Raw genomic sequence first — 24044 nt, 5'->3', positions numbered from 1 at the left:
TCGCCCCGACCCATCTCACTCCTCACCCGTTAGTACGTCCTCGAACGCGTGACAGCTCTCCCTGTCGCCGACGATGACGAACGTGTCGCCCGCCTCGAACGTCTCGTCGGCCCCCGGCGCGGAGATGACGTCGTCGTCGCGCTGGATCGCGACGACCGTGATGCCGGTCCGCTTCCCGATATCGGCGCTCTCCAGCGTCTCGCCGACGATCGGCGAGTCCTCCTCGATCGCGTACCACTCCAGTAACGTCCCCTCCGTGAGCAGCGTCTCGACGTGGTCGGACTCCACCGGCTGGAAGTACGCGCCCTCGAGGATCGTCCCGACCATCCGTGCGAGTCGGTCCGGGAGTTCGAGCAACTTCTCCGAGTCCGCGTCCTCGCTTTCCTTGACGTGGAGCTCCCGCATTCCCGTGTTGTGGGTGATTATCACGAGCCATCGGCCGCCGCCGATCTCGATCTCGTACTTCTTCCCCACGCCGGGAAGGTCGCTCTCTTTAACGTCCATACCGATACGGTTCGGTCCCGTGTTTATAAGCATCAGGGACGCCGACGGGCGGGAAAAGGGGCCGACCGCCTCAGCGGTTCAGCGTGTGGATCGCCTGTCCTCGCGCGTTCTCGACCGCCTCCATCACCGCCTCCGCGAGCGTCGGGTGGGTGTGAACGGTCGACGCGACGTCCGCCAGGGTGGCACCCATCTCGATCGCCAACGTCACCTCCGCGATCAGCTCAGACGCCTCCGGGCCGACGATCTGTCCGCCGAGCACGAACCCCTCGTCCGCGTCGGCGACGATCCGGACGAACCCCTCGGTGTGACCCGTCGTCAGCGCACGCCCCGAGGCGTTAAACGGCATCTCCCCGACCGCGACGTCGAACCCCTCCGCCTCGGCGTCGGCCTCCGTCAGTCCGACGGTCGCGACCTCCGGATCGGTGAAGACGGCGGCGGGGATCGCCTGATGGTCGAGCGCGGCGGGCTCGCCGGCGACCACCTCCGCGGCGACGATCCCCTCGTGGGACGCCGCGTGGGCCAGCATCGGCTCGCCCGCGACGTCGCCGACGGCGTGGACGTGCTCGACCGCGCTCCGGGTTCGGTCGTCCGTCTCGATGAAGCCGCGCTCCGTCGTCTCGATCCCGGCGGCATCGAGGTCGAGCGCGTCGGTGACGGGCGCTCGACCGACCGCGACGAGCACCTTGTCCGCCGGATACGACGACTCCTCGCCGTCCTCCGTTTCCGTCTCGACGAGATAGCCGCCGTCTGGGCCGGTCGACCAGCCGGTCGCCCCCTCGCCGAAGTGGAACGCCACGCCGAGTTCCTCGGCGCGCTTTCTGACCACCCGCTTCACGTCGTCCTCGTACGGATCGAGGATGTCGTCCAGCATCTCGACGACCGTCACGTCCGCACCGAGTTTGGCGTACACCGTCGCCATCTCCATCCCGATGTACCCTCCGCCGACGACGACGAGCCGGTCCGGGACCGTGTCGGCCGCGAGCGCGGCCTCGGCGGTCCAGACGTGGTCCGCCGAGAACTCGAATCCGGGGATCTCGATCGGTCGCGAGCCGGTCGCGATGATCGCGTGCTCGAACTCGATCGACTCCGACCCCTGTCCGTCGCCGCCGTGGGCGACGCGGACGGTGTGGTCGTCGACGAACGACGCCTCGCCCTCGACCAGGTTGACGCCGTTTGCCTTACAGAGCTTCTCGACGCCACCCGTGAGCCGGTCGACGACGCCGTCCTTCCAGTCGATCATCTTCGCGAAGTCGACCGCGGGATCCGCGTGGACGCCCATGAACTCCGCGTTTCCCGCCTCGTGGGCGATCCCCGACGCCGTGATCAGCGCCTTCGAGGGGATACAGCCGCGATTCAGGCAGGCCCCACCGTACGCGTCCTTCTCGACTAAGGTCGTGTCCACGCCCTTCTGTGCGGCGCGGATCGCGGCGACGTAGCCACCCGGTCCCGCACCGATCACCAGTACCTCCGTTCCAGTTGTTACGTCTCCAACGACCATGCTTACTCGTTTAATAACAGCAGTGGGGTTTCAAGATGATCCATCACGGTGTTCGCGAACGCGGCGGCGACCGCGCCGTCGACGACCCGATGGTCGATCGACAGCGACAGCGGGAGCGTGGGTGCGGGAACGACGGTCGTCCCCTCGCCGTCGTCGAGGAAGCCACCGACGTCCGACTCCGTCCGGACGACCGGTCGCTCCTCGATGGCTCCGAGCCCGAGGATCGCCGTCTCGGGGTAGTTGATGATCGGCGTCGCGTACTCGCCGCCGATCGCGCCGAAGTTCGTGATCGTGAACGTGCCGCCCTTCATCTCGTCGGGCTTCAGCGTTCGGTCGCGGGCACGGCTCGCCAGGTCGTTCACCGCCGCCGCCAGCTCGAACACCCCCTTCTCGTCGACGTCGTCGACGACCGGCACCATCAGTCCGGCGTCGGTCGCGACCGCGATCCCGATGTTGTACTCCGTTTTCAAGCGGATCTCCTCGTCGTCCTCCCGAAGCTCGCTGTTGAGCACCGGATACTCCTTTAAGCCCGCAACGATCGCCTTCATCACGAACGGCATATACGTGAGCTTCACGCCCGCAGCCTCCGCTTTCGGCTTCAGCTCCTCGCGAGCCGCCACCAGTTCGTCGACCTCCGCGGTGTCGTGGTGTGTGACGTGCGGCGCGGTGTACTTCGACCGCTCCATCTGCTTCCCGATGGTTCGTCGAACGCCGCGGTACGGGATGGTCTCCGGGCTCGCATCCGAGGGATCGGCGGACTCGGCGTCGACGCCAGCGTCCGCGTCGGGTGCGGTGGTCGCGTCCGCGTCGGGTGCGGTGGTCGCGTCCGGAGCCGCGTCCGCGCCAGCTTCGGCGTACTCCCGGACGTGCGCTTCGGTCACGAACGCCTCGCCCTCGCGGGACTCGTCCGTCGGGACGTCGTCGATGTCGACGTCCAGATCGCGTGCGAGCGTCCGGGTCGCGGGCGTCGCCAGCGTCGTCTCACGGCCGGCCGCCTCCGCGGTCGTCGCCGTCTCGGCGACCGCCTCGTCGCGCGTGCTGACCGCGGACGTCCGGTCGCCGGAGCCGACGTCGACCGGCTTCGGACCCGGTGATCCGTCACTCGAGGAGAGGTCGGACTCGTCTCCGCCTCGCTCGGCGGCGGCTCGCACGTCGGCCTCGCTGACACGACCACCCGAACCGGCCCCGGAGACCGCATCGATGTCGACGCCGAGTTCGCGAGCGAGCCGGCGGGTCGACGGGGGCGCGAACGTCCGTCCCGTCGTCGGTTCGGGCTCGGAAGCGTCGGTCCCGGCCGGCTCGGCGTCGGCCGGCTCGGCGTCGGACGGTTCGCTGCCGTCGTCCGTCGCGTCCGGCTCGGCGTCGGCCGGACCCGAATCCTCGTCGCTCCCGTCCGCGGTCGCCGGCGCGTCCTCCCCCTCGTCGACGCGGAACGAGATGATGACGGTGCCGACGGGAACGATCTCTCCCTCCTCGGCGAACAGCTCCTCCACGACGCCGTCGTATCTCGAGGGGACCTCGACGAGCGCCTTGTCCGTCTCGACCTCGGCGACGGGTTGGTCCTCCTCGACGCGGTCGCCGGGAGCGACCAGCCACGTGACCAGTTCGCCCTCCGCGACGCCCTCACCCACGTCGGGTAGTTTAAACTCCTTGACAGTCATGGTTCGTACTCGGCCGCCTCCCTGATACCGTCCTCGATCCGGGTCGCGCTCGGGAGGTAGTAGTCCTCCAGCGCGTACAGCGGATACGGAACGTCGAACCCGGTGATCCGGGCGATCGGTGCTTCCTGATACAGCAGCGCTTCCTCCTGGATGATCGCGGTGATCTCGCCCGCGAGACCGCCGGTCTTTGGGGCCTCGTGAACGACTGCGGCGCGACCGGTCCGCTCGAACGCCTCGACGATCGCCTCCCGATCGAGCGGAGAGACCGTGCGGAGGTCGACGACCTCACACTCGATCCCGTCCTCGGCGAGGCGCTCGGCCGCCTCCAGCGTCGGCCGGGTCATCGCACCGTAGGTGAACACGGCGACGTCATCGCCCTCCCGCCGGGTGACCGCCTCGCCGATGGGAACGGTGTACGCCTCCTCGGGCACCGCCTCGCGGAACGCTCGGTAGATCAGTTTCGGTTCGAGGAACACGACCGGATCCGGATCGCGGATCGCCGATATGAGGAGGCCCTTCGTGTCGGCCGGCGTCGACGGCATCACGACCTTCAGCCCGGCCTCGTGGGCGTAGAACGCCTCCTTCGACTCGGAGTGGTGTTCGGGTGCGCGGATCCCGCCGCCGTACGGAGCCCGGAGCGTCATCGGCAGCGTGAACCGGCTCCGGGTTCGCGTCCGGAACCGCGCCATGTGAGAGACGATCTGGTCGAAGCCGGGATACATGAACCCGGAGAACTGGATCTCGGGGACGGGCCGCATCCCCATCGCGGCCATTCCGACCGCACATCCGAGGATGCCGGACTCCGCGAGCGGCGTGTCGACGACGCGGTCGTCGCCGAACTCCGCGTGGAGTCCCTCCGTCGCGCGGAAGACGCCGCCGTTCTTCCCGACGTCCTGACCGAGCACGATCACGTCGTCGTCCGCCCGCATCTCGGTCGCCAATCCGTCCCGTACCGCCTGTACGACAGTGAGGTTCTGTGTCTCGGTCATTTACTCCTCCAGGAACGCCACATTGCCGTGTCGGTCACGGAGCGCCACGAGGCGCTCGTACTGTGCCGCCAGTTCGGGCGGCGTCTCCGCGTACACGTGCTCGAACAGCTCGCTCGGGTCGGGACGCGCCATCGACTCCGCGGCGTCGATCGCCTCCGCGACCTGCCGTTCGACGTCGTCCTCGATCTCCGCGACGCGGTCGTCGTCGAGGATCGCCTCGGTTCGGAGGTACGCCTCCAGCCGCGGGATCGGGTCCTTGCGCTTCCACTTCTCGACCTCGTCGGCGTCGCGGTACACCGTCGGATCGTCCGCGGTCGTGTGTGCGCCGAACCGGTACTGTACCGCCTCGATCAGCGTCGGACGGGGGCGTTCGGCCTCCGGGTTCCGGGCCTTCTCGACGGCCGCAGTCGTGACCGCGTACACCGCGAGGGGGTCCATCCCGTCGACCTGCACGCCGTCGATGCCGTACGCCACCGCCTTCTGTGCGAGCGTTTCACTCCGGGTCTGCCGCTCCCGCGGGACGGATATCGCCCACTGGTTGTTGTTACAGAAGAACACGTTCGGCGTGTCGAAGACGCCCGCGAAGTTGACGCCTTCGTGGAAGTCGCCCTCGCTGGTCGCACCGTCGCCGAAGTAACAGAGCACGACGTCGCCGTCGCCCCCGAGCTTCGACGCCCACGCCGCGCCGGTCGCGTGCGGGACCTGCGAGGCGATTGGCACCGCGATCGGGAAGACGTTGGCGTCGTCGGGAGCCCTGTTACCGGCCTCGTGACCCATCCAGTAGAGGAGCGTCTGGGTGAGCGGGACGCCACGGACGAGCGCGGCACCGTGTTCGCGGTAGGAGGGAACCATCCAGTCGTCGTCCGCGAGCGCGAACGCGGACCCGATCTGTGCGCCCTCCTGACCGGACAGCGGCGGGTACGTTCCCATCCGACCCTGCCGCTGGAGGCTCACCGCCCGACCGTCGAAATGACGGACGAGCTTCATGTACCGGTACATCTCGACGAGCTCCTCGTCGGTGAGATCTGGGACGTCGCCGACGACCTCGCCGTCCTCGTCGAGCACGCGAACCGGATCGTCGTAGGCCCTCTCGAACACGCTCACGGTCGAACCCTCCTGTTCATGTACGGACAGTCCGACGCCCGCATAATAGTGCTTTCGTAAAACAGTTAGGATAGGCAGAAATCATGCCACCCACACCTAATCTGTCAACTACCGACGGGGAGAATGAAACGTATCATCACCCTCGGCGCGATAGACGGCAATATTTCCGGAGACATCGGGGTATCATCTAATAGTAATGGACAAAGAGGAAGAATAGGCGTCGGATCCGAAAGCGAACTCGAATCACGGGATCGGGTCAACATCACAGCATGGGGTCGGGTCAACATCACAGCATGGGATCGAGACGTCGGCGTTGCCACTCGTCGGGCGCGGAGACGAGCGGCTCGGTCGATCACCCGAGCCGGAAGGAGGGTTCGTCGCGTTCGCCGTCGAGGTCCTCGAGTTGGATAACGTCCTCGTCGCCGTCTTCGAGCTGCCGTCTGAGGTAGTTCACGTAGCGTTTGTGCTCTTCGAGCTGTTCGCGGAGGTGGTCCGCCTCCAGTTCGAGTCGCTCGTGCTCGCGGACGAAGCTCTTGGGGACTTCGATCTTCGGGGGGAACGACTCCTCACCCATGCTCTCGAGCTCCGCCTCGGGGACGACGCGGACCTGTCCGTCGTGGGCAACGAGCGTCTCCACGTAGTCCCGGAAGACGGCCGACAGCGAGATGTCCCGCTCCTCGGCGATCTCTCGAAGCGTCTCGAACGCGTCCTCGTTGACGCGAAACGAGATCGTTTTGTTCTTGTTGCCCATTGTGGAACCGTTCGTCGCGCTGACTACTTAAGCGTTTGTCAGACGCACTCACGATCCCGCCGGATGACCGGTTGGGCATGTGGAAACGGCCGGACCCAACCGGACGAACGATCAGGGGCGATCGATCAGGGGCGATCGATCAGAGATGGTCGATCGGGGATCGATCGACGGCGACGACTACGGTTGCGGCGTGTCGACGCTGCCGTCCGCGGACGGGTCGTCGCCCGCACCGTCGTCAACGGCGGCTCCGCCGTCCGCGAGCTCGTCGGTGTCGTCCAAGTCCTCGAGCGCGGACAGCGCCGCGTGCTTATACGTCTCGGTGTCGAGCTCGTATTGCTCGCGGGCCATCCGCGCGTACTCGTTCCCGTCCTCGTCGAAGGCGGCGACGCGTTCGAGCGTCCGTTCCGCGGTCTCGACGACCCAGCGGTCGCGGACCGACGCGTCGACCTCCGTGATCGATTCGGGACGGACCGACACGCGGATCGTGCCGTCGTCGGTCTCATACGTCCGGGGCTTGCCAACGACTGCGACGTACGCGGGCGGTTCCAGATCCCGGATCTTCGAGGCGGCCTCCGGCTGGTACTGGCCGGCGTACACGAAGAACGTCCCCGTCGGATCGACGATGCGGCCGCGCCAGTACTCGCTGTCCTCGCCGACGTCCTCCTTCTCAGTGAGCGTGCCGACGAAGAACACGCGGTTCGCGGACTCGCCCGTCGGTAAGAGGAGGTAGACGGGCGCGCGCTCGTCGTCCGACTCCTTGAACGTGTAGCCGGCGTCGTTGAACTCGCTCGCGAAGACGCGCCGGGCGACCTCTCTGGTGGGGGTTGAATTGCTCATTTCAGATCGACCTCGCTTTGATCAGCGCGCCCTCGACGTCCACCGGTCCGGGTTCGTCCACCTCGTCGACGAGGACGTACCGACGGAACGTCGGCCCAGTCACGCGGTAGTAACGCCCGAGGACGTCCTCGGCCATCTCCTCGGCGACGACGGTGGTGTCGAGCGCGTCCATCGCCATGTCCTTGGCCTCCGCCAGTTCCATTCCGGTGAGCTCCTCGGTCGCCTCGCGATCGAAGATGATCTCGGTGACGGTCTCGCCGTCGTCGAGGACGCCCTTGATCCGGAGGTCGAACTCGCCGTCGACCTGGCCGTGTTCGGAGCACCGTCCGTTCTGGAGGACGCGCGTACAGTCCTCCTCGGGACAGCGCTTGATCAGTCCGGATCCGGACTGGATGTCGACGAGGGCTCCCTCGACGGTCTCGGCGTTATCGCCGACCTCGATCTCGTCGTCGATCTCCGTGATCTGTGTCGTCCGGTTGAGCTTCACGGAGTAGCTCCCCTCGTACTCGTCGGTGACGACGTTCGAGAGCTCGTATGCCGCGCCCTCCGTCAGCTCGGGAAGGTCGGACGTCTCGAAGGCGACGAACTTGATCGTGCCGGACTCGTCTCCGAGCAGGCCGACCTGCGAGATGGAGTCGCTTCGGGGCTCCCACAGGTCGACAAGCTTCACGCGCAGGTCGACCCACTGTTCGTCCTGATCGATGTCGTTCACCTGCACGCGTTCGGTTCCGCCGCGGCCGAGCTCGTCGCGCTCCATCCCGGCGTCGTCGAGGTAGCTGTTAGTGACGCTCCGGCGCGCCTCGTCGAGCGGGACGCGGTACTCGTTGACGAGGTTCTCCAGCCGCTCCTCGACCTCGTCGGCGTCGACGCTCAGGTGATCCGAGAACTGTTCCGCTATCGCTTCCGCTTCCTGTCGCAGTTCGCTCATGGGTGTCTCTGCCTCCGGTCGTGTTTCAATGGGAGGCGTACGCCGATTGGTTCCTCACCGTATTAAAACGTCCGTGACCGGGGTGAAAGTGGAGGCGAGACCCGCCCGATCCGCCCGCTACCGGTGTGTTCGGGCCGTACTTCGGAACGACACCGCCACCGAGCGTCTGACGCTCGTCAGCCATGCGCGGGCTCCGTTTCGAGTGGAAGTTTCACACGGTGACCGACGACGACCGACCCGGCCAACGGACCTATGTGTGCGGCGGGCGGATCGGAGACATGGACGACCGGCTCGAACGCGTCATCCGTCAGCGGCTCCGCAAGGCGGGCCGACGGTTCGAGGAGGCCAAGCGCGCGTATACGGAGGGGAAATCGGATCCGGACGGCGAGAACTCGGGGACCGACCTGTACGAGCTCCCGAGCGACGACGACGGCCACGCGCGGATCGTGTGTCGACGGTACGCCGAGCGGCGAGCCGTCGCGGTCGACGCCGAGGGGCGACCGTCGTGTTTCGAGCCGGAACATCCCGACTGTGAGGGATGTGCCGAGGACGTTCGCGACGGCTACGTCGAGACGTGGTGAACGGACGACGGCCCGGACACGTCAGTCGTCGGCGACTTCCGCGACGTCGATCCCGGCGGCGTCCTCACGACGGACCGTCGATCGGTTCGATCGCGGGTCCTTCTCGACGGTCACGAGCTCGTCCGCCGCGCCCACGAGCTCGTCGTCGTGGCTGACGATGACGATCTGTCGAACCCCGAACCCACGCATCTCCTCGACGAGAGTAATGAGCCGTGAGACGTGCCCGGCGTCGAGAAACACCGTCGGCTCGTCGAGGATGAGCGGCGGCGTCGGTGCGGCCCCCTCGATCCCTTCCGACAGTAGTCGATAGATCCCGCACCGCAAGGAGAGGTTGAACAGCGCCCGCTCCCCGCCGGAGAGCTGTTCCGGATCGAGCGACTCGCCGTCCTTCTGGTAGACGGTGAGCTCGTACTCGCCGTCGAGTTCGATGTGCGAGTACGCGTCGTTGCCGTACACCAGCTCGAACGTCTCGTTCAACATGCGTTCCAGCTCGGTGACGTTGCGCTGACGGAGCTCCGCGCGGAGGTCGCCGTACATCGACTCCAGTTCGGTCGTCTCCTCGTGGAGGCCCTCGAGCGCCTCGACCGTCGCAGCGAGTTCGTCCCGCTGCTCGCGAAGCCGTTCGAGCTGTTCGATCTCGCCGTTCACGCCGCCGATCGCCGTCTGGAGCTCGGATCGCTTCTCGTCGAGTCGGTCGAGCTCGTCCGCGACCTGTTGTAAGTACTCCTCGGCCTTCCGTTTTCGCGCTTCCGCGTCCTCGATCGCCTCGTCGTCGACGGCCGCTCGGAGCTCGTCGCGCCGATCGCGCTTCTCGCCGAGCCGCTCCCGTCGCTCCGCGTTCACGTCCGCGAGGCTCTCCCGCTTCTCGCGGAGCCGCTCGATCCGGTCGTCCGCCTCGTCGATCGCGTCGAGCCGCGACTCGATCGCATCGAGCCGGTCACGCTCGCGGGCGAGCTCGTCGCGCTCCGACGCCAGTTCCTCGACCCGATCGGTCGCCTCCGCGGCCTCCTCGCGTTTTCGGTCGGCGACCTCCCGAAGCTCCGCGGCCTCGCTGCGTGTCTCGGCGGCCGCGTCGCGCTTCGTCTCCGCCTCCTCGCGTTTCGTCTCCGCCTCCTGACGCTTGTCGGCGACGCGCTCCGATACCATCTCGCCGGCACCGTCGATCTCGGTGAGCCGCTCCTCGGCGTCGACCAGCGGCTCAAGCGCCTCGATACGGTCGTCGAGCGCGGACTCGCGGTCGCGATCGTCAGCGAGCGCGCCCTCCAGCTCCGCGACGCGCTCGCGGTCGTCGTCGATCCGGTGGGTGTGGGGCGAATCCGCGACCGGCTGGCCGCACTCGGGACAGTTGCCCGCCTCGAGCAGCTCCTCAGCCTCGGCGACGCGTTCGCGAGCGTTACCCAGCTCCGCCTCGAGTTCGGCGATTCGTTCGCGAACCTCGCCACGGGTCTCTCGGAGCTCCTCGAGACGATCCGCGGCATCGCCGCGTTCGGTATCCGTGTCCGCGAATCGCCGGCGAAGCGCCGCCGCCTCCTCGCGAAGCTCGTCGAGGGAGGCCTCCCGCTCGTCCGCCTCGTCGTCGGCCGCGTCGGCCGCCTCGTCGAGGTCGTCCGCCTGCTCCACCAGGGCGTCCGCACGCTCGGTCAGGTCGTCCGCCTTCTCCGCGAGGTTGGTCGCCTGGTTCCGGTAGCCCTCGGCGCTCACGCGCGTCTCGCTCAGCTCCGCCTCCAGTTCGGATTCGCGCTCGTCGAGCGCCTCGCGACGCGCCTCGATCGCGTCGGTGCTCGCCGCGTCGAGCCCGGCTGCGGCGAGCCGCTCGTCGATCCCGGATCGTAACTCCTCGATCCGGGCGCGTGCCTCGCCGATCCCGTCGCGAAGCGTCTCGCGCTCGCGCTCCGCCTCCCTGATCGCGGCTTCGATCTCGTCGATGTCGTCCGCGACCGACTCGAGTTCGTCACGCTTTCGCTCGTACGTCTCTAAGGCCTCCGCGGCGTCGTCACGGGTGGTTCTGGCCCGGTCGCGTTGCGTCTCGTAGTTGTCTCTCTCCTCGCGGACCGCCGAGAGCTCCGTTTCGAGCGCGTTGAGCCGATCGTGGAGATCCCTGTCCGCCAGCTCGTCCACTCGCTCTTCGGTCTCCGCAAGGACGGCGCGTTTCGCGTTCAGCACGTCCTCGACGCCGAGGCGGGCGTCGCCGGCCCGCTCGCGGTACTCCTCGAGCGTACCGAGTTGGAGGAGCTCGTCGATCGTGGCCTGCCGCTGGCTCGGCGTGGCGTTGATGAGCTTGTTCACCTCGCCCTGCCGGACGTACGCGCAGTTGACGAACGCCTCGGCGTCCATCCGGAGCAGTTCGGTGACGAACGTCCGAACGGCCGTCGCCCCGTCGCGCGTCACATCGCTTCCCGACGTCGCCTCCAGGGTACACTGGTGATCGACCCGCCCGTCGTACTCCGTGAGCCGGCGCTCGATACGATAGGAGACGCCGTCGTGAGTGAACCACAGATCGACCTCCGTCTCCTCCTCGCCGTTGGTGATCACGTCGTCGAGCGTCCCGTCGAGCGCCTTCGAACCGTACAGCGCGAAGAAGCACGCCTCCAGAAGCGAGGATTTCCCGCTCCCGTTGAGCCCGTGAATGACGGTAACGCCCTCCGTCAGGCGCAGGTCGGCGTCGCCGTACGGCTTGAAGTTCGAGAGCCGGATCCGGTCGAACTTCATAGGTAGTCCTCCATCGACACCTGGCCGTCGTCCGCCTCGGCATCGCCTTCCGAAGCCTCCTCGTTCGTCCCGGCGTCGGCCGTTTTCGCGTCGTCGTCCGCCTCCGCATCGTCGTCGTCCGCCTCCGCATCGTCGTCGGTCGCCGCATCATCGTCGGTCGTTTTCGCGTCGTCGGCCACCTCCGCATTATCGTCGGCCGCCTCCGTATCATCGTCGGTCTCCGCATCGTCGTCGGCCGTTTTCGCGTCGTCGTCAGCAGGTCCGCTCTCGAACCCGTCGAGGTCGTCGAGCCGGTCCTCGACCCGTGTTTTCACCGTCTCTCGAACGTTGCTGTCCGCGATCGTCTCGGCTCTCACCGCCTCGTCGACGTCGAGTGCGGCCTCGGAGAGGCGCAGTTCCCCGATCCGCTCGCGGACGGCGTCCTCGGGGTCCGCGAAGCTCACGTCGATCTCGGTCTCCGTGTCGACCTCTCGACGGTCGGTAACGCGGGCGATAAGCGCGCCCGCATCGGCGGCGAACTCCTCGATCGCGGCCGGAGTGACCGAGTCGCCGTCGCCCGTGATCTCCACGAGGACGACGGCGTCGTCGAGGTCGTGTTGGCGGACCTGCTCGCGGACGCGGGGCTCCCCTTCCCCCGCTCGGAGGTCGACGCTGACGAAGACGAACTCGCGAGTGTCGAGGGCGCGTCTACGGATCGTCACGCGGTCGTCGCCGCCCGCGGCCGTCTCGTCGAACGTGACGATGTTGTAGCCGCGACCCTCCCGTTCGGTCGCGCTCGCACGCTCCGTGGAACCGGGGTACGTCACCCACGTGTCGTCGACCTCCGCGCGGTCCGGCGTGTGGTTGTCGCCGAGCAAGACGGCATCGAACGCGACCGTGCTCTCGGCCAGCACCGTCTCGGTGTCCCAGTCCGCGTGTGCGAACGGCTCGAACAGGCCGTGCGCGACGAGGGCGGCGTAGTCGGCGTCGTGCGCCTCGAACTCGTAGTCGAGGTCGTCGCGCCGGGAGACGGGAACGTGATCGAGGCCGTAGAAGGCCGTGTCGCCGACGACCGTCGGCGCGTCGTCGAGTCGAGTCGCGAGCCCCAACCGCTCGAACAGGTCGAGCCACTGGCCGCCGCGAGTCGACTCGTGGTTGCCGACGACGGCGAGGAAGGGTATGTCGGCGTCATCGAGCCGTCTGAGAATCGATATCGTTCCCATCAGGTCAGACAGCTCGGGTCGACGGTCGTGAAAGAGGTCGCCCGCGTGCACCACCGCGTCGACGTCGTCGGAAAGCGCGTCGTCGACCACGGCGTCGAACGCGTCGAGGAAGTCCTGGCGTCGGACCGGCGAGTGGTACTGCTGGTACCCAACGTGTGTGTCGCCGGTGTGTATCACCCGCGTCATCTGCCCGACCGTTGGCGGGTGTCGGGTTTAGGGGTTCCGGGGGCGCAGCGAAAGTGGTCGCCCGGCGGGGAGAGCCGACGGGACGGAGGCGAGGAGACCGCCCCCGTTCCGGCCGCCGCCTCCCGGAACCGTCGGTACTCGGCGAGTGCGTCGCGGCCGCGTTCGGCGGCGGCCTCGTCGCCGTCGCGGTCGGCGGCGTCGACCGCCGCAGCGAGTCGGTCGAGTCCGACCGCATCGACGAACCCCGCGGCGCGGTGCAGGTCGTCGCGCGCGGCGTCCGCCTCGTCGATGACGGCGACGTACGGACGGGTCGCGGTGTCGGTACGCGTTGCCAGCGCGGCGAGCGCGCGCTTGACGGCGGTAGTCGAGACCACGCGGCGTCTGGCTCGGTATCGTATATAAGAGCGGGGAGCGACCGGGAACGGGCGGGAGCGTCAGGCGTCCTTTGCGCCCTCGACGGTCTCGCGGACGGCGTCGACGCCCTCCGCGTGGAGGAGGTCGCCGACGACGATCACGTCGCTGTGTTCGGCCATCTCGCGGGCGGCGTCGTAGTCGCGGATCCCGCCGCCGTAAAAGAGGGTCGCGTCGTCGAGCGCGTCGTGTGCGGCGGCGACCGTCTCCGTGTCACCGAACGTACCGGAGTACTCGATGTACACGATCTCCTGACCGAACATCCGTTCGGCGACCTTCGCGTACGCCTCGACGTCGTCGACGCCGAGATCGCAGTTCGCGTTCGTCAGTTCGGCGACCGACGCGTCCGGGTTCAACACGATGTACGCCTCCGTGTGAGTACGGTCCCAGTCGAGGTCGTCGATCCGAACCCACTCTTTGTGTGCGCCCGTGATCCAGAAGGGGCCGCCGGCGTTGAAGACGGTCGGAATGAGGTACCCCTCGAGCGCGGGCGAGTCGATGACGACGCCGGGGTTCGACGGCTCCTGATAGAGGGGCACGTCGTACGCCGCCGCCGCGTCGACGACGCGAGTCATCTTCTCGGCGGTGATGTCGAGCGTGCCGCCGATCTCGATCGCGTCGGTTCCGGTCCGGCAGACGTCCTCGAACGTGTCGTCACCGTACAGCTCCTTGTCGGGATCGACTTTCAGCACGTGGTCCCAGTCGTCCCACGGGTTGGTCATTGACAGGGAATCCTCCGGGGGTAGATAAAAAGGTGCGGAACCGGAGACGGCCGAGCGGCGTTGCTGACGCCGACCTCAGCTTCACCCGTATCGACCGTCGTCGGATTCATCACACCGACCGCCGTCGACTGTACCCGTATCGGCCGTCGCCAGAGTGGCGAGCACCGCTCACCGGTTTCCGTCCCGGTCATGGAGCTTCAGGTTGAGTTCGATCCGGCTTCCGCCGTGTTTGCTCTCCGAGATGTCGAACGACCCGCCGCTCGCGGAGACGATCCAGTTGACGTACCAGAGACCCAATCCGCTCGCGTGGTCGAGTTGATTCTCATCGCCGGTGAGTACGGCACGTTCCGCTGGCGGAACCCCCGGTCCGTCGTCGGCGACGACCAGGGAGGCCCACGAATCGCTCGGGAGCGCGGCGGCGCTGATACGGACGTACGGCCGCTCCCCGTCGTTGTATCGGATCGCGTTGTCGACGAGCTCCGTGATCGCTTCCGGGAAGCGTTCGACGACCGACACGGTGACCCCCTCCGGAACCGCGACGTCGATCTCCGCAGTCGAGCGAGCGTCGTCCGGAAGCGAGTCGATCGCCTCCGAAACCGCCGTTGACAGCGGGAGCGGAACGGACGACTGCCGCTCGTCCAGCAGTCGCTCGACCTTCCGTGACGTCTCGCCGACACGGAGGAGCCGGGCCGCAGTATCCACGACGCGTTCGAGCTGCGTTCTCGTCTCCGGATCGTCGACGCTCGCGAGCGCCTGCTCGGTGAACCCCGTGATGACGTTGAGGTCGTTCCGGAAGTTGTGGCGGAGCACGCGCGTCAACACCGCGAGGCGCTCCGCCCGCAGCGTCGACTCGGTGAGGTCCTCTCCGAGCCCGATCGCCCCGATAACGTCGCCGTCTCCGTCCGTGATCGGCCCGAACGTGAACCGGAAGGGAATCTGACCGCCGGAGCGCGTGACGAGCAGCGCCTCACACTCGGCGACCGTTCCGGACCCGTACACCTCGGCGAGCGCGTCGCTCACCGTCGCTCGATCGTGGTCCGTCACCAGCTCCGTCAGCGGCCGACCGGACAGCTCGGGCCCGGAGTAGCCCGCATCGGTGATGAGACGCTCGTTCCACCGCGAGAGCGTTCCGTTGGCGTCGAGGTGGAACAGCGCCCCCGGAACGGTCGCCGCGATCGCGTCGGTCAGTCGCTGCTGCGTCCGGAGTTCGTGTTCGGCACGAGCGCGCCCGGTGACGTCGGAGACGACGACGACGAGCCGTTCGCGGCCCGCCATCGTCGCCGTGTGAGCGCGCACCTCGACGCGGCGACGATCGCCTCGTCCCGGCTCGACCGTCCACTCGAACCGGGTACTCCCTCCCGCGGCCGTGCCCGACTCGAGTTTGCGATCGACGGGCTCGCCGTCGATCGCCTCCCGCGTCGCACCGAGATCGGTGATACCCATCAGGGTGAGCGCGTCGGGATCGTGCCCGAACAGCGAGGCCGCCCGTTCGTTGACCGCACGAACGGCCAACGAATCGGGATCACAGACGAGCGTCGCGCCGGGAACGGCGTCGACGAACGACTGCACCACGCTCGAACTCGACGGCCCCTCGTCGTCGTTCTCGTGTGGCATGTGATCTGGTCCCTTTCGGATACGGGAGCTATCTCATCTGAGCGGGAATAGCTACCGGTCAGGCGGTGCAGGCGGTACAGGCGGTGCAGGCGGCGCAGGCGGCGCAGGCGGTGCAGGCGGTGCAGGCGGCGCAGGCGGTGCAGGCGGCGCAGGCGGCTCAGGCGGTGCAGGCGGCTCAGTCAGCGTTCGCCTGCCAGTCGCGGACGGTGTCAGGGCCGATGCCCTCGACGTCGGCGGCGAGCTCGTCAGGATCGGCCGATTTGAGCTCGTCGACGCCGTCGATCCCCGCGCCCTGGAGCTTCTCGGCCGTTTTCTCGCCGATCCCGTCGACCGCCTGCAGCTCCGAACCCTCCTGTCTGGCCTGGTACTCGCGATAGTTGCAGATCGGACAGCCGAGCTCCCACGGTTCGTCGCCGGAGTGGACGAGCAGGTGCGGGAGGTCGTGTTCCGCACAGCGCTCGTCGGTCACCTCGATCTCGCCACGACGGGGGAGCGGGAGCGAGTAGTCACAGTCCGGATATCGGGTACAGCCGACGAGCCGAGAGCCGGATCGGAGCTGTTTGATAGCCAGCTCTCCGCCCGCTTCGGTCGTCTCCTCGTCCCCGCCGTCGCCTCCGTCTCCGTCTCCGCCGTGCGGTGACGCCGCACCCGTCCCACACTCGGGACACGCCCCGATCACTTCGTCGTCGGCCTCGTCGGCCTCGTCCGCCTTACAGCCCGGACAGCCGTGGACGAACGTCTTCCGGCCGGCGAGCATCTTCACGTGGTGGAGGTCGTGCGTCTCACAGGTCTCATCGAGGATCAGCGGCTTGCCGGTCGACGGCAGCGGGAGCGTGTACTCACAGTCCGGGTAGCCGTCACAGCCGACGAAGTACGAGCCGTACCGCGACTTTCGAACGAGCAGATCCGAGCCGCACTCCGGACACGGCCCGAGCGTCTTGTCCGCCTTCAGCGATTTCTGGAGGTGATCGCCGATCTCCTCGCGGGACTCCGTGAGGTCCTCGAACACGCGTTCGAGCAGCTCGCGGGACTCCGCAGTGACCTCGTCGTACGCCTTCTCGCCGGCCGCGATGGCCTGCATGTCGCGTTCGAGCTGGGAGGTCATCTCCTCGCTCACGACGTGGTCGGCGAACTCCTCTGCGGCCTCGACGACCGCCTCCGCCAGCCGGGTCGGGCGCGGCGGGTCGCTCTCGATGTAGCCGCGGTCGTACAGCTTCTCTAAGGTCCGGTGGCGCGTCGCCTTCGTCCCAACGCCGCGCGACTCCATCTCCTCGATGAGCCGCGACTGGCCGTACCGCCGCGGCGGCTGGGTCTCCTTGGCGTCGGTGCGGCGATCGCCGAGCGCGAGCGTCTCGCCGACCTCGACGTCCGGGACGATCCGTTCGTCGCTGGAGCGGTAGGGGTACACGTCGTGGTAGCCCGCCTCCAGCAGCCGCTTCCCGTTCGCTTTCAAACGGAGCCCGCCGTCGGCAGCCAGTTCGGGCGTTCCCTCGGTCGCGTCCGGATCCCGGAGCGCGGCGATCGGGTCGGCCGTCGCGGCGATCTCGGTCGCCTCGCCGTTCGCCAGCGCGACGACCTTGAGCCGCTCCCACGTCGCCGGCTCCGCACAGGTCGCAAAGAAGTGGCGGACGATCAGCTCGTACACCTTCCACTCGTCGTCGGACAGGTCCGAGGCGGACGGGAGCTCGCCGGTCGGATGGATCGGCGGGTGGTCGGTCGTCTCCTCGTCACCCTCCGTGGGCTCGATCTCGTCGCGTTCGAGCAGCACAGCGGCGTCCTCGGAGAACGTCCCGGCCGTCCCGAGCGCCTCGATCAGTTCGCGGGGGTCGAGGTCGTCGGGGTACACCGTGTTGTCCGTCCGAGGGTACGTGGCGTAGCCGGCGGTGTACAGGTCCTCCGCGAGCGACATGGCGCGCTGGGCGGAGTAGCCGAGCGACCCCGCCGCGCGGATGAAGGCGGTCGTGTTGAACGGGGTGGGCGGCTCGTCCGTCTGCGTCCGACGGGTGACGTCGTCGACGGTCGCGCCCGCCGCGGCCCCGAGCGCCTCGGTGAGCGTCTCGGCGACCGATCCGTCCCAGACGCGTTCCGCCTCGTTGCCCGCGTCGTTCAGGTAGAAGTAGCTCGCCTCGAACGGGTCGCCCCCCGCCTTACACAGCTCGCCGGACAGCTCCCAGTAGTCCTCCGGATCGAACGCCTGTATCTCGCGTTCGCGGTCGACGATCAGCTTCAGCGTCGGCCCCTGTACCCGGCCGACGGAGATGAAGTCCTCGCCGAGTTGCCGGGCCGACAGGGAGAGGAACCGCGTGAGCGCCGCCCCCCACGTCAGATCGATCACCTGTCGAGCCTCGCCCGCGGCCGCCAGATCGAAGTCGAGCTCGTCGGGCTCCGCGAACGCCTCGCGGACCTCGTTTTCGGTGATCGACGAGAAGCGGACCCGCCCTATCGGGGCGTCCTCGTTCACCTCGCGAACGAGCTCGTACGCCTCCTTGCCGATGAGCTCGCCCTCGCGGTCGTAGTCGGTCGCGATGACGATCCGGGATGCGTTACGTGCGAGCCGTCGGAGCGCGGCCACGATCCCCTCCTGTGTCGGCTGCTTGGTCACGGGGGCGTCGATGAGCTCGACCGGTTCGACGTCACGCCAGTCGTTGTACTCCGCGGGGAAGTCGACGCCGACGACGTGGCCCGACAGCCCGATACAGCGCTTCCCACCCCACTTGTACACGTTGACGTCGTTCATCCGCTCCGACGTCGCGGACTCGCCGCTGAGGATGTCGGCGATCCGCCTCGCGGCGTTGTCCTTCTCGGTGATGATAAGCTCCGGCCCCCGACTCATTGGCGCTGGGTACGCCGTTGGCCGGCCTAAACCTTTCGTGACACCGTCTTTTCGCACGCATGCGCGGGTGTGGGCCATTCCGAAGAGCCGGACGGATCCGACGCCTGTGAGCCATTCTGAAGGGCGGACGGATCCGACGCCCGTGGACCGGAGGAGACCGATCGCCGACGGTCCGGCGTGTCCGACCGGAGCTACACTTTTAGGGAGTCGCCGGCTCCACACGAGTATGGACGACAGACGGCTCGGCTCGACGGGAACGAGGGTATCGGAGCTCTGTTTCGGGACGTGGCGGTTCGGCCGGCAAACGGGCGGCGTGCTCGAAACCGACGAGAGGCAGGCACACGAGCTGCTCGACGCGTTCGCCGACCACGGCGGCAACTTCATCGACACCGCGAACGTGTACGGCGACCCCAACGGAACGAGCGAGTCGTACATCGGGAGCTGGCTCGCCGAGCGCGACCGGAGCGAGTACGTGCTCGCCTCGAAGGTGTACTTCGGGTTCGACGACGACAACCCCAACGGGTCGGGACTCTCTCGGACCCACGTCCGGAACCAGATCGACGGGACGCTCGACCGGCTCGGCACCGACTACCTCGATATATACTACATCCACCGCTGGGACGAGGAGACGCCGATCGAGGAGACACTGGCGACCCTCGACCGGCTCGTCGACGACGGAAAGGTGAACTACCTCGGGGCGTCGACGATGGCGGCCTGGCAGCTCACGAAGGCGCTCTGGCAGTCCGACGTCAACGACTACGAGCGGTTCGAGGTGACGCAGCCGCTGTTTCACGCCGGCTACTACGAGGACGTCGAGGAGTACCTCTCGGTGGCCGCCGACCAGGAGCTCGCGGTCTGTCCGTACTCGCCGCTCGCCGGCGGGTTCCTGACAGGGAAGTACAGCCGTGCGGATCCCGACGATCCGAAGTCGGTTCGAGCACCCGACGGCTCCCGAGCCAGCTTCGACGAGCGGTTCGAGCGGTTCTATCTCTCCGAGCGCGGCTGGAAGGTGCTCGACGAGGTCCGGACGGTCGCCGACGAGTTGGACGCGACGCCCGCACAGGTCGCGTTGCGCTGGCTCATGGACCAGCGGGGGTTCACCTGCGTTCCGATCGTCGGCGCGCGAACCGTCGGCCAGCTCGAGGAGAACGTCGGGGCCGCCGAGCTGTCGATGAGCCGCGAGCAACACGATCGGATCACCGACGCCCGGTACGACGAGTCCGGTCGTCGGTGGGGTCACTGAGTCGCCCGATCCCCGAGCATGGCCTGCAGTTTATTATACGGGCGGCTCCGAACAGAGGCCATGAGCGACGTCGAAGCCGCACTCAGTGAGGCGTTCGAGCACACCGACTACGACCTCGGCGACGTGAGCGTCAACCGTCAGCAGGTCCGGATACCGATCCGCCAGGAGGGCGCGGATCCGGAGGCGCTTCGCGCGATCGTCGACGAGGCGGTCGGCGAGGAGAACGTCTTCGGACTCACGGTGACGACGGAGACGATCGCGGGCGACGACACCATCGGAACGGTCGTGACGTTCACCTACCGACCGTGACCCGCGAGGAGCGCGAGCGCCGGCGACCGGTGGACGACGCCGGACACGGTGGAGGCAGCGGACACGCCGGACACGCCGGACACGGTGGAGACAGCGGACACGCCGGACACGCCGGCGCACAGTACCTCGCCGGATCGCCGGCACGCGTCGCCATCCTCCGTGCGCTGCGCACGGAGCCTCGCCGACCGGCGGCACTGACCGACGCCGTCGACGCGACTCGGACGACCGTCCAGCGGATCCTCGCCGGGTTCCGCGACCGAAACTGGGTGATCAAACGCGACGGGGCGTACCACGTCACGTCGTCCGGACGGCGGGTTCACGACGCCTACGAGGACCTGCTCACGGCGGTCGACTGCGCGGAGCGGTACGGGTCGTTCATCGCCGAGGTCGAACGCCTCGACGATGAGTTCCCGGTCGAGGGGCTGGAATCGGGAGCACTCACCGTCGCCGACGACCGCGACCCGCTGGCGGCCGTCGACCGCGTGGTCGACCTCCTCCGTGCCAGCGATAGCGACGAGATCCGGTCGGTCTCGCCGATCGTGACCCAGCGATACAACGAGGCCGCCGCGGAGACGCTCGACGACGGCGCGCGGATCGAGTTGATCGTCGACGGCGACGTCGTCGAGGCGTCCGTCGCCGACTTCGGACCCGAAACCGATCGTGCACTGGCGGACGACGACGCCGCCGTGTACGTCGCGCCGGAGCCGATAGAGTACGGCCTGTTTCGAGACGACGACGTCGCCTGTGTGGTCGCTCACGACGAGCGGAACAGCCCTCGCTGCGTGTTCGAGTCGTCGGAGCCCGAGATTCTCGACTGGGTCGACGACCGATACGCGGAGCTCCGCGCGAGCGCCGTCCCCCTGTCGGACGTCGTCGACCTGTCGGACGTCGTCGAACGGAACGAACCGAGTTAAGACTGGTCAGCGTCGGGGTCCTCGTCCTCGTCCTCGCACCGGGCGGGCTCGAAGTTCGTCGGCACGACGGTCAGGTGTTCGATGCCGACGGACGGTGTGCGTGCTGACATGGTCGATCGATAGTACGGGGTCCCTCTCCTAAAAATTACCCATGTGCATAACGCATGGCGCGGACGGTGACGTATGCTCGTCGCGTATACGTCGTCATCGGGCGCATCTCACACTCGGGCGCATCTCACACGCCCGTGCGATGCGTCCGGCACCTCGAACCGACGCGTCCGGCACCTCGAACCGACGCGTCCGGCACCTCGAACCATCGGCACGAAACCGATCGTCGCCGACTACTCGAACTGCTCGGCGTACAGGTCCTGTGCGTGTTCGATCGCCGCTTTCGCGGCTGCCTTGTCCTCCCACCCGAGGGTTTCGACCTCCTTGCCCTCCTCGAGGTTCTTGTACGTCGAGAAGAACTCGTCAATCTCGTCGCGGATCTGCTTCGGGACGTCCTCGAGATCCTCGATGTGGTCGAATCGTGGGTCCTCGGATGGGACCGCGATCACCTTGTCGTCCTGTTCGCCGTCGTCGTCCATCTTCATCAGCGCGACGGGGCGGGCCTCGACGACACAGCCGGGGAACGTCTGGTCCTCGACGAGCACCATCACGTCGAACGGGTCGTCGTCGTCGTAGTACGACTGCGGGATGAAGCCGTAGTCGTACGGGTAGTGGACGTTCGAGTGAAGGACGCGATCCAACACGACCGCGGGGATGTCCTTGTCGTACTCGTACTTGTTGCGTTCGCCCTTCAGACACTCGACGACCGCGTAGATCTCGTCGGGGGCGTCCGGACCCGTTTCCAGGTCCTCCCAGAGGTTCGTCATGTGGTCGTGAATCCGGCGAAGGCGGTGAAAATCCTTTCGGGTCGCGGCGTCGCGACGGGCGCTCCGCCGGACTCTCCGGTTCGGTTCCGACGGCGTGTCGGATATCCGTCGACGATCGATCGGATTCGAGTCGGTCCCACCGTCAGATCGATATCGTGGACCGTCACGTGGTACTACTAGATGTTCGACACACCGCGCGGATCCGAGCGACTGTCCGGACAATGTCCGCTCGATGAGGGACCCAAAACACCGAGAACGTTGAGAAAGGTTATATGGCCGGGCAACTTTTCGGCGACTATGTCAGAGGCACAATCAGTTGCGGAGGTATCGAACGCGGCGCGCGACCTGACGGCGTTCCAGCAGAACATCCTGACCATCCTCTCGGAAGAGCCCATGTACGGCCTCGCGATCAAACGCGAGCTCGAGGCGTACTACGACTCCGAGGTGAACCACGGTCGTCTGTACCCGAACCTCGACGACCTCGTCGAGATGGGTTTCGTCGAGAAGAGCGAGCTCGACAAGCGAACGAACCAGTACGAGCTCACCGAGTCGGGCCACGACACCGTCCTCGGGCAGGTCGAGTGGGTACTCAACCGATTCGTCACCAACGAGGAGCGTGCAGACGAGGTCCGCGAGCTCCTCGACGAGTAAGGCGGTCCCGTCTCAGTCATCGAATCGCTCGACGAACGACACGGTTCTGGCACACGGCGCGGCTCCCGCCGCGCACGCTTCACGCCGAGAGGCGTCACCGGAGCGAGAGGCCCAACCGGGGCGGGAGGCCCGATCGGAGTATCGGCGGAGACCGCACCGGAGTGGGAGACGTCGATTGATCGGCACGGTGCCCTCGCCCACCGCTCGCGAACGGTCCCACCTCACGAGTCGAGGTCGTCGACCTCGGCTGCCGCGGTCTCGACGAGGTCGAGCGAGCGATCGAGGAGCGCCCGCTGCTCGTCGGTCGGCCACCCGTTCCGGGGGAAGTACTCCTCGCGGAACTCCGCGAGCACGTCGGGCGACGCGTCGTCGACCGTCCGGACGTAGTGGTTGCTCATGAACGCCGCGAAGCTCCGGGCGGTCGCCGCGTGCGTCTCGACGTCCGCCTTGGGAGCGATCTCGGCGACCTCGTCGACGACCGCGTCGTTGTACGCGGCGACCGCTCGGTAGCGATCGGCGTCCCCGGGCCCCGACAGCGACACCTCGACTGCACGGTCGGTGTCCTCGATCCGGTCGAACCGGACCGTCCCGTCCTCGACCCACTCGTCCGGGTACAACACGAGGGTGTCGTCCTCGTCTCGAACCCTGGGCGTGTACCCGTAATCGTCCGCGAGCGAATCGCGGCGCTCGCGGTAGTGCTCCGTCTCGTCGGGATCGGCCGCCTCGCGCGCGAGGCGAGTGAGCCGCTCCGCCTCGTCGACCGCGTCGACGGGAACGTCCGGGACTCGGTCGGCGTCCGCCTCGTCCGCGTCCGGTCCGTTATTCCCGTCGTCCGTCGTTTCGTCTCCGTCGACCGTCGCGTTCGCGAGCTCTCGTGCCCGTCGTTTCGCCCACTCCGGCGGCTCCTCGGCGTCGTTATTGTCGCTCATCGAGTGCCTCGTTCGCGAGTTCGTCGGCGCGCGCGTTTATCTCCCGCGGAACGTGTGCGAGCGACCAGCGGTCGAACCGTTCCAACAGCTCCCGAACGCGAACGCGCTTCTCGCGGAGTCCCGGATCGTTGGCGTTCCACTCGCCGCGGACCTGCTTGACGATCAGCTCGGAGTCGCCGCGGACGTCGATCTCGTCGAAGCCGTACTCGTCTGCCGCCTCCAGCGCGCGGATCAGCGCCGCGTACTCCGCTTTGTTGTTGGTCGTCGTCCCGATCCGCTCGCTCCCCTCCGCGACGACGCCGTCGCTGGTAACGAGACACCAACCGACGGAGGCGGGGCCCGGATTCCCGCGGCTCGCCCCGTCGAAGTAGACGTGTGCTCGCCCCCCGCTCTCCGCGAGGAGATTGGTCAGACGCGTGGGGTCGCGTCCCTGAACGACGACCTTCTCGTCGTAGGCGACGGCGACCGCTCCGTCCCGCTCGGCGCGCCAGCGCTCGTGGTCGGTGTTGCCCGGCTCGATCCGGACGCCCGCCTCGGAGAGACGCTCGCGCGCGATGGCCGGGTCACACTCGATCGTCGGCATTCGTCGAAAC

The 24044-nt window shown here is 67.6% G+C and carries 22 protein-coding genes; 5 read left to right on the top strand and 17 right to left on the bottom strand.

What is annotated here, in order from left to right:
- Positions 1-15 precede the first annotated feature (15 nt).
- From ACNSN7_RS05645 to ACNSN7_RS05610, 8 genes are all read right to left on the bottom strand, one after another.
- Entirely contained in the window at positions 16-504 is a 489-nt protein-coding gene (locus ACNSN7_RS05645; RefSeq protein WP_418281288.1) for a cation:proton antiporter regulatory subunit, read from the bottom strand.
- 70 nt (positions 505-574) lie between these two features.
- Complete coding sequence (gene lpdA, locus ACNSN7_RS05640) at positions 575-2002, bottom strand: dihydrolipoyl dehydrogenase (protein WP_418281286.1); 1428 nt, start codon at positions 2000-2002, stop codon at positions 575-577.
- A 2-nt stretch (positions 2003-2004) separates the two neighbouring features.
- A complete protein-coding gene (locus tag ACNSN7_RS05635; protein WP_418281285.1) occupies positions 2005-3663 on the bottom strand; it encodes a dihydrolipoamide acetyltransferase family protein in 1659 nt (552 codons plus the stop codon).
- On the bottom strand, positions 3660-4652 hold the full coding sequence (locus ACNSN7_RS05630; protein ID WP_418281283.1) for an alpha-ketoacid dehydrogenase subunit beta: 993 nt from the start codon (positions 4650-4652) through the stop codon (positions 3660-3662). Before ACNSN7_RS05630 ends, ACNSN7_RS05635 begins: the two co-directional genes overlap by 4 nt.
- Positions 4653-5756, bottom strand: a complete 1104-nt coding sequence (gene pdhA / locus ACNSN7_RS05625; protein WP_418281281.1) for a pyruvate dehydrogenase (acetyl-transferring) E1 component subunit alpha — start codon at positions 5754-5756, stop codon at positions 4653-4655.
- 352 nt (positions 5757-6108) lie between these two features.
- Entirely contained in the window at positions 6109-6507 is a 399-nt protein-coding gene (locus ACNSN7_RS05620) for a DUF8146 domain-containing protein (protein ID WP_418281280.1), read from the bottom strand.
- Positions 6508-6684: 177 nt separating this feature from the next.
- The gene (locus ACNSN7_RS05615; protein ID WP_418281278.1) at positions 6685-7344 is read right to left on the bottom strand and encodes an RPA family protein; all 660 of its coding nucleotides are present in this window, start codon (positions 7342-7344) and stop codon (positions 6685-6687) included.
- 1 nt (position 7345) lies between these two features.
- A complete protein-coding gene (locus ACNSN7_RS05610; RefSeq protein WP_418281276.1) occupies positions 7346-8272 on the bottom strand; it encodes a replication factor A in 927 nt (308 codons plus the stop codon).
- A 278-nt stretch (positions 8273-8550) separates the two neighbouring features.
- Between ACNSN7_RS05610 and ACNSN7_RS05605 the strand changes: the two genes are divergently transcribed.
- Positions 8551-8853: a DUF7091 family protein gene (locus ACNSN7_RS05605; RefSeq protein ID WP_418281275.1), complete on the top strand. Its 303-nt coding sequence runs from the start codon at positions 8551-8553 to the stop codon at positions 8851-8853.
- Between the two features lie 21 nt (positions 8854-8874).
- Here ACNSN7_RS05605 and rad50 read toward each other — a convergent pair whose 3' ends face one another.
- The 6 genes from rad50 to ACNSN7_RS05575 form a co-directional block, all read right to left on the bottom strand.
- The gene (gene rad50 / locus ACNSN7_RS05600; protein ID WP_418281273.1) at positions 8875-11562 is read right to left on the bottom strand and encodes a DNA double-strand break repair ATPase Rad50; all 2688 of its coding nucleotides are present in this window, start codon (positions 11560-11562) and stop codon (positions 8875-8877) included.
- Positions 11559-12950, bottom strand: coding sequence for a DNA double-strand break repair protein Mre11 (mre11, locus tag ACNSN7_RS05595; protein ID WP_418281272.1), 1392 nt, complete (start codon positions 12948-12950; stop codon positions 11559-11561). The genes rad50 and mre11 overlap by 4 nt, the downstream gene beginning before the upstream one ends.
- Positions 12947-13324, bottom strand: a complete 378-nt coding sequence (locus ACNSN7_RS05590; protein WP_418281271.1) for a DUF7966 family protein — start codon at positions 13322-13324, stop codon at positions 12947-12949. Before ACNSN7_RS05590 ends, mre11 begins: the two co-directional genes overlap by 4 nt.
- A gap of 60 nt (positions 13325-13384) precedes the next feature.
- The gene (locus tag ACNSN7_RS05585; protein WP_418281270.1) at positions 13385-14083 is read right to left on the bottom strand and encodes a phosphoglycerol geranylgeranyltransferase; all 699 of its coding nucleotides are present in this window, start codon (positions 14081-14083) and stop codon (positions 13385-13387) included.
- 168 nt (positions 14084-14251) lie between these two features.
- A complete protein-coding gene (locus tag ACNSN7_RS05580; protein WP_418281268.1) occupies positions 14252-15697 on the bottom strand; it encodes a PAS domain-containing protein in 1446 nt (481 codons plus the stop codon).
- Positions 15698-15872: 175 nt separating this feature from the next.
- Positions 15873-18530 (bottom strand): DNA topoisomerase I, encoded by a 2658-nt coding sequence (locus tag ACNSN7_RS05575; RefSeq protein ID WP_418281266.1) that lies wholly within the window; start codon positions 18528-18530, stop codon positions 15873-15875.
- A gap of 226 nt (positions 18531-18756) precedes the next feature.
- Between ACNSN7_RS05575 and ACNSN7_RS05570 the strand changes: the two genes are divergently transcribed.
- The 3 genes from ACNSN7_RS05570 to ACNSN7_RS05560 are packed head-to-tail and all read left to right on the top strand — an operon-like array spanning position 18757 to position 20996.
- Positions 18757-19773, top strand: coding sequence for an aldo/keto reductase (locus ACNSN7_RS05570; RefSeq protein WP_418281265.1), 1017 nt, complete (start codon positions 18757-18759; stop codon positions 19771-19773).
- A gap of 60 nt (positions 19774-19833) precedes the next feature.
- Positions 19834-20082 (top strand): hypothetical protein, encoded by a 249-nt coding sequence (locus tag ACNSN7_RS05565; protein WP_418281263.1) that lies wholly within the window; start codon positions 19834-19836, stop codon positions 20080-20082.
- On the top strand, positions 20079-20996 hold the full coding sequence (locus ACNSN7_RS05560) for a helix-turn-helix transcriptional regulator (protein WP_418281262.1): 918 nt from the start codon (positions 20079-20081) through the stop codon (positions 20994-20996). The genes ACNSN7_RS05565 and ACNSN7_RS05560 overlap by 4 nt, the downstream gene beginning before the upstream one ends.
- 341 nt (positions 20997-21337) lie before the next feature.
- Here ACNSN7_RS05560 and ACNSN7_RS05555 read toward each other — a convergent pair whose 3' ends face one another.
- The gene (locus ACNSN7_RS05555; protein ID WP_418281261.1) at positions 21338-21871 is read right to left on the bottom strand and encodes an inorganic diphosphatase; all 534 of its coding nucleotides are present in this window, start codon (positions 21869-21871) and stop codon (positions 21338-21340) included.
- Between the two features lie 297 nt (positions 21872-22168).
- Here ACNSN7_RS05555 and ACNSN7_RS05550 point away from each other — a divergent pair, with 297 nt between their 5' ends.
- Positions 22169-22522 carry a PadR family transcriptional regulator gene (locus ACNSN7_RS05550; protein WP_418281259.1) on the top strand — a complete coding sequence of 118 codons (354 nt, stop codon included), beginning with the start codon at positions 22169-22171 and terminating at the stop codon, positions 22520-22522.
- 221 nt (positions 22523-22743) lie between these two features.
- On the opposite strand, the gene ACNSN7_RS05545 is transcribed toward ACNSN7_RS05550, so the two are convergent.
- Positions 22744-23451 (bottom strand): DUF7108 domain-containing protein, encoded by a 708-nt coding sequence (locus ACNSN7_RS05545; protein ID WP_418281258.1) that lies wholly within the window; start codon positions 23449-23451, stop codon positions 22744-22746.
- Positions 23438-24034, bottom strand: coding sequence for a ribonuclease HI (gene rnhA, locus ACNSN7_RS05540; protein ID WP_418281257.1), 597 nt, complete (start codon positions 24032-24034; stop codon positions 23438-23440). The genes ACNSN7_RS05545 and rnhA overlap by 14 nt, the downstream gene beginning before the upstream one ends.
- Between the last annotated feature and the right edge of the window lie 10 nt (positions 24035-24044).

Source organism: Halorubrum rarum, assembly GCF_048380895.1.
GTDB lineage: Archaea > Halobacteriota > Halobacteria > Halobacteriales > Haloferacaceae > Halorubrum.
The sequence above is the reverse complement of the archived record's forward strand: the minus strand, read 5'-3'. Positions and strand labels throughout refer to the sequence as shown.

Excerpts from the sequence above, each read along its gene's own strand:
- ACNSN7_RS05570 (WP_418281265.1), top strand. The coding sequence starts at position 18,757 with ATGGACGACAGACGGCTCGGCTCGACGGGAACGAGGGTATCGGAGCTC.
- ACNSN7_RS05630 (WP_418281283.1), bottom strand. The coding sequence starts at position 4,652 with ATGACCGAGACACAGAACCTCACTGTCGTACAGGCGGTACGGGACGGA.
- ACNSN7_RS05610 (WP_418281276.1), bottom strand. The coding sequence starts at position 8,272 with ATGAGCGAACTGCGACAGGAAGCGGAAGCGATAGCGGAACAGTTCTCG.
- rad50 (WP_418281273.1), bottom strand. The coding sequence starts at position 11,562 with ATGAAGTTCGACCGGATCCGGCTCTCGAACTTCAAGCCGTACGGCGAC.
- lpdA (WP_418281286.1), bottom strand. The coding sequence starts at position 2,002 with ATGGTCGTTGGAGACGTAACAACTGGAACGGAGGTACTGGTGATCGGT.
- ACNSN7_RS05635 (WP_418281285.1), bottom strand. The coding sequence starts at position 3,663 with ATGACTGTCAAGGAGTTTAAACTACCCGACGTGGGTGAGGGCGTCGCG.
- ACNSN7_RS05605 (WP_418281275.1), top strand. The coding sequence starts at position 8,551 with ATGGACGACCGGCTCGAACGCGTCATCCGTCAGCGGCTCCGCAAGGCG.
- ACNSN7_RS05575 (WP_418281266.1), bottom strand. The coding sequence starts at position 18,530 with ATGAGTCGGGGGCCGGAGCTTATCATCACCGAGAAGGACAACGCCGCG.
- ACNSN7_RS05580 (WP_418281268.1), bottom strand. The coding sequence starts at position 15,697 with ATGCCACACGAGAACGACGACGAGGGGCCGTCGAGTTCGAGCGTGGTG.
- ACNSN7_RS05565 (WP_418281263.1), top strand. The coding sequence starts at position 19,834 with ATGAGCGACGTCGAAGCCGCACTCAGTGAGGCGTTCGAGCACACCGAC.
- ACNSN7_RS05620 (WP_418281280.1), bottom strand. The coding sequence starts at position 6,507 with ATGGGCAACAAGAACAAAACGATCTCGTTTCGCGTCAACGAGGACGCG.
- ACNSN7_RS05615 (WP_418281278.1), bottom strand. The coding sequence starts at position 7,344 with ATGAGCAATTCAACCCCCACCAGAGAGGTCGCCCGGCGCGTCTTCGCG.
- ACNSN7_RS05585 (WP_418281270.1), bottom strand. The coding sequence starts at position 14,083 with ATGACCAACCCGTGGGACGACTGGGACCACGTGCTGAAAGTCGATCCC.
- ACNSN7_RS05555 (WP_418281261.1), bottom strand. The coding sequence starts at position 21,871 with ATGACGAACCTCTGGGAGGACCTGGAAACGGGTCCGGACGCCCCCGAC.
- ACNSN7_RS05545 (WP_418281258.1), bottom strand. The coding sequence starts at position 23,451 with ATGAGCGACAATAACGACGCCGAGGAGCCGCCGGAGTGGGCGAAACGA.
- ACNSN7_RS05550 (WP_418281259.1), top strand. The coding sequence starts at position 22,169 with ATGTCAGAGGCACAATCAGTTGCGGAGGTATCGAACGCGGCGCGCGAC.
- mre11 (WP_418281272.1), bottom strand. The coding sequence starts at position 12,950 with ATGACGCGGGTGATACACACCGGCGACACACACGTTGGGTACCAGCAG.
- rnhA (WP_418281257.1), bottom strand. The coding sequence starts at position 24,034 with ATGCCGACGATCGAGTGTGACCCGGCCATCGCGCGCGAGCGTCTCTCC.
- ACNSN7_RS05645 (WP_418281288.1), bottom strand. The coding sequence starts at position 504 with ATGGACGTTAAAGAGAGCGACCTTCCCGGCGTGGGGAAGAAGTACGAG.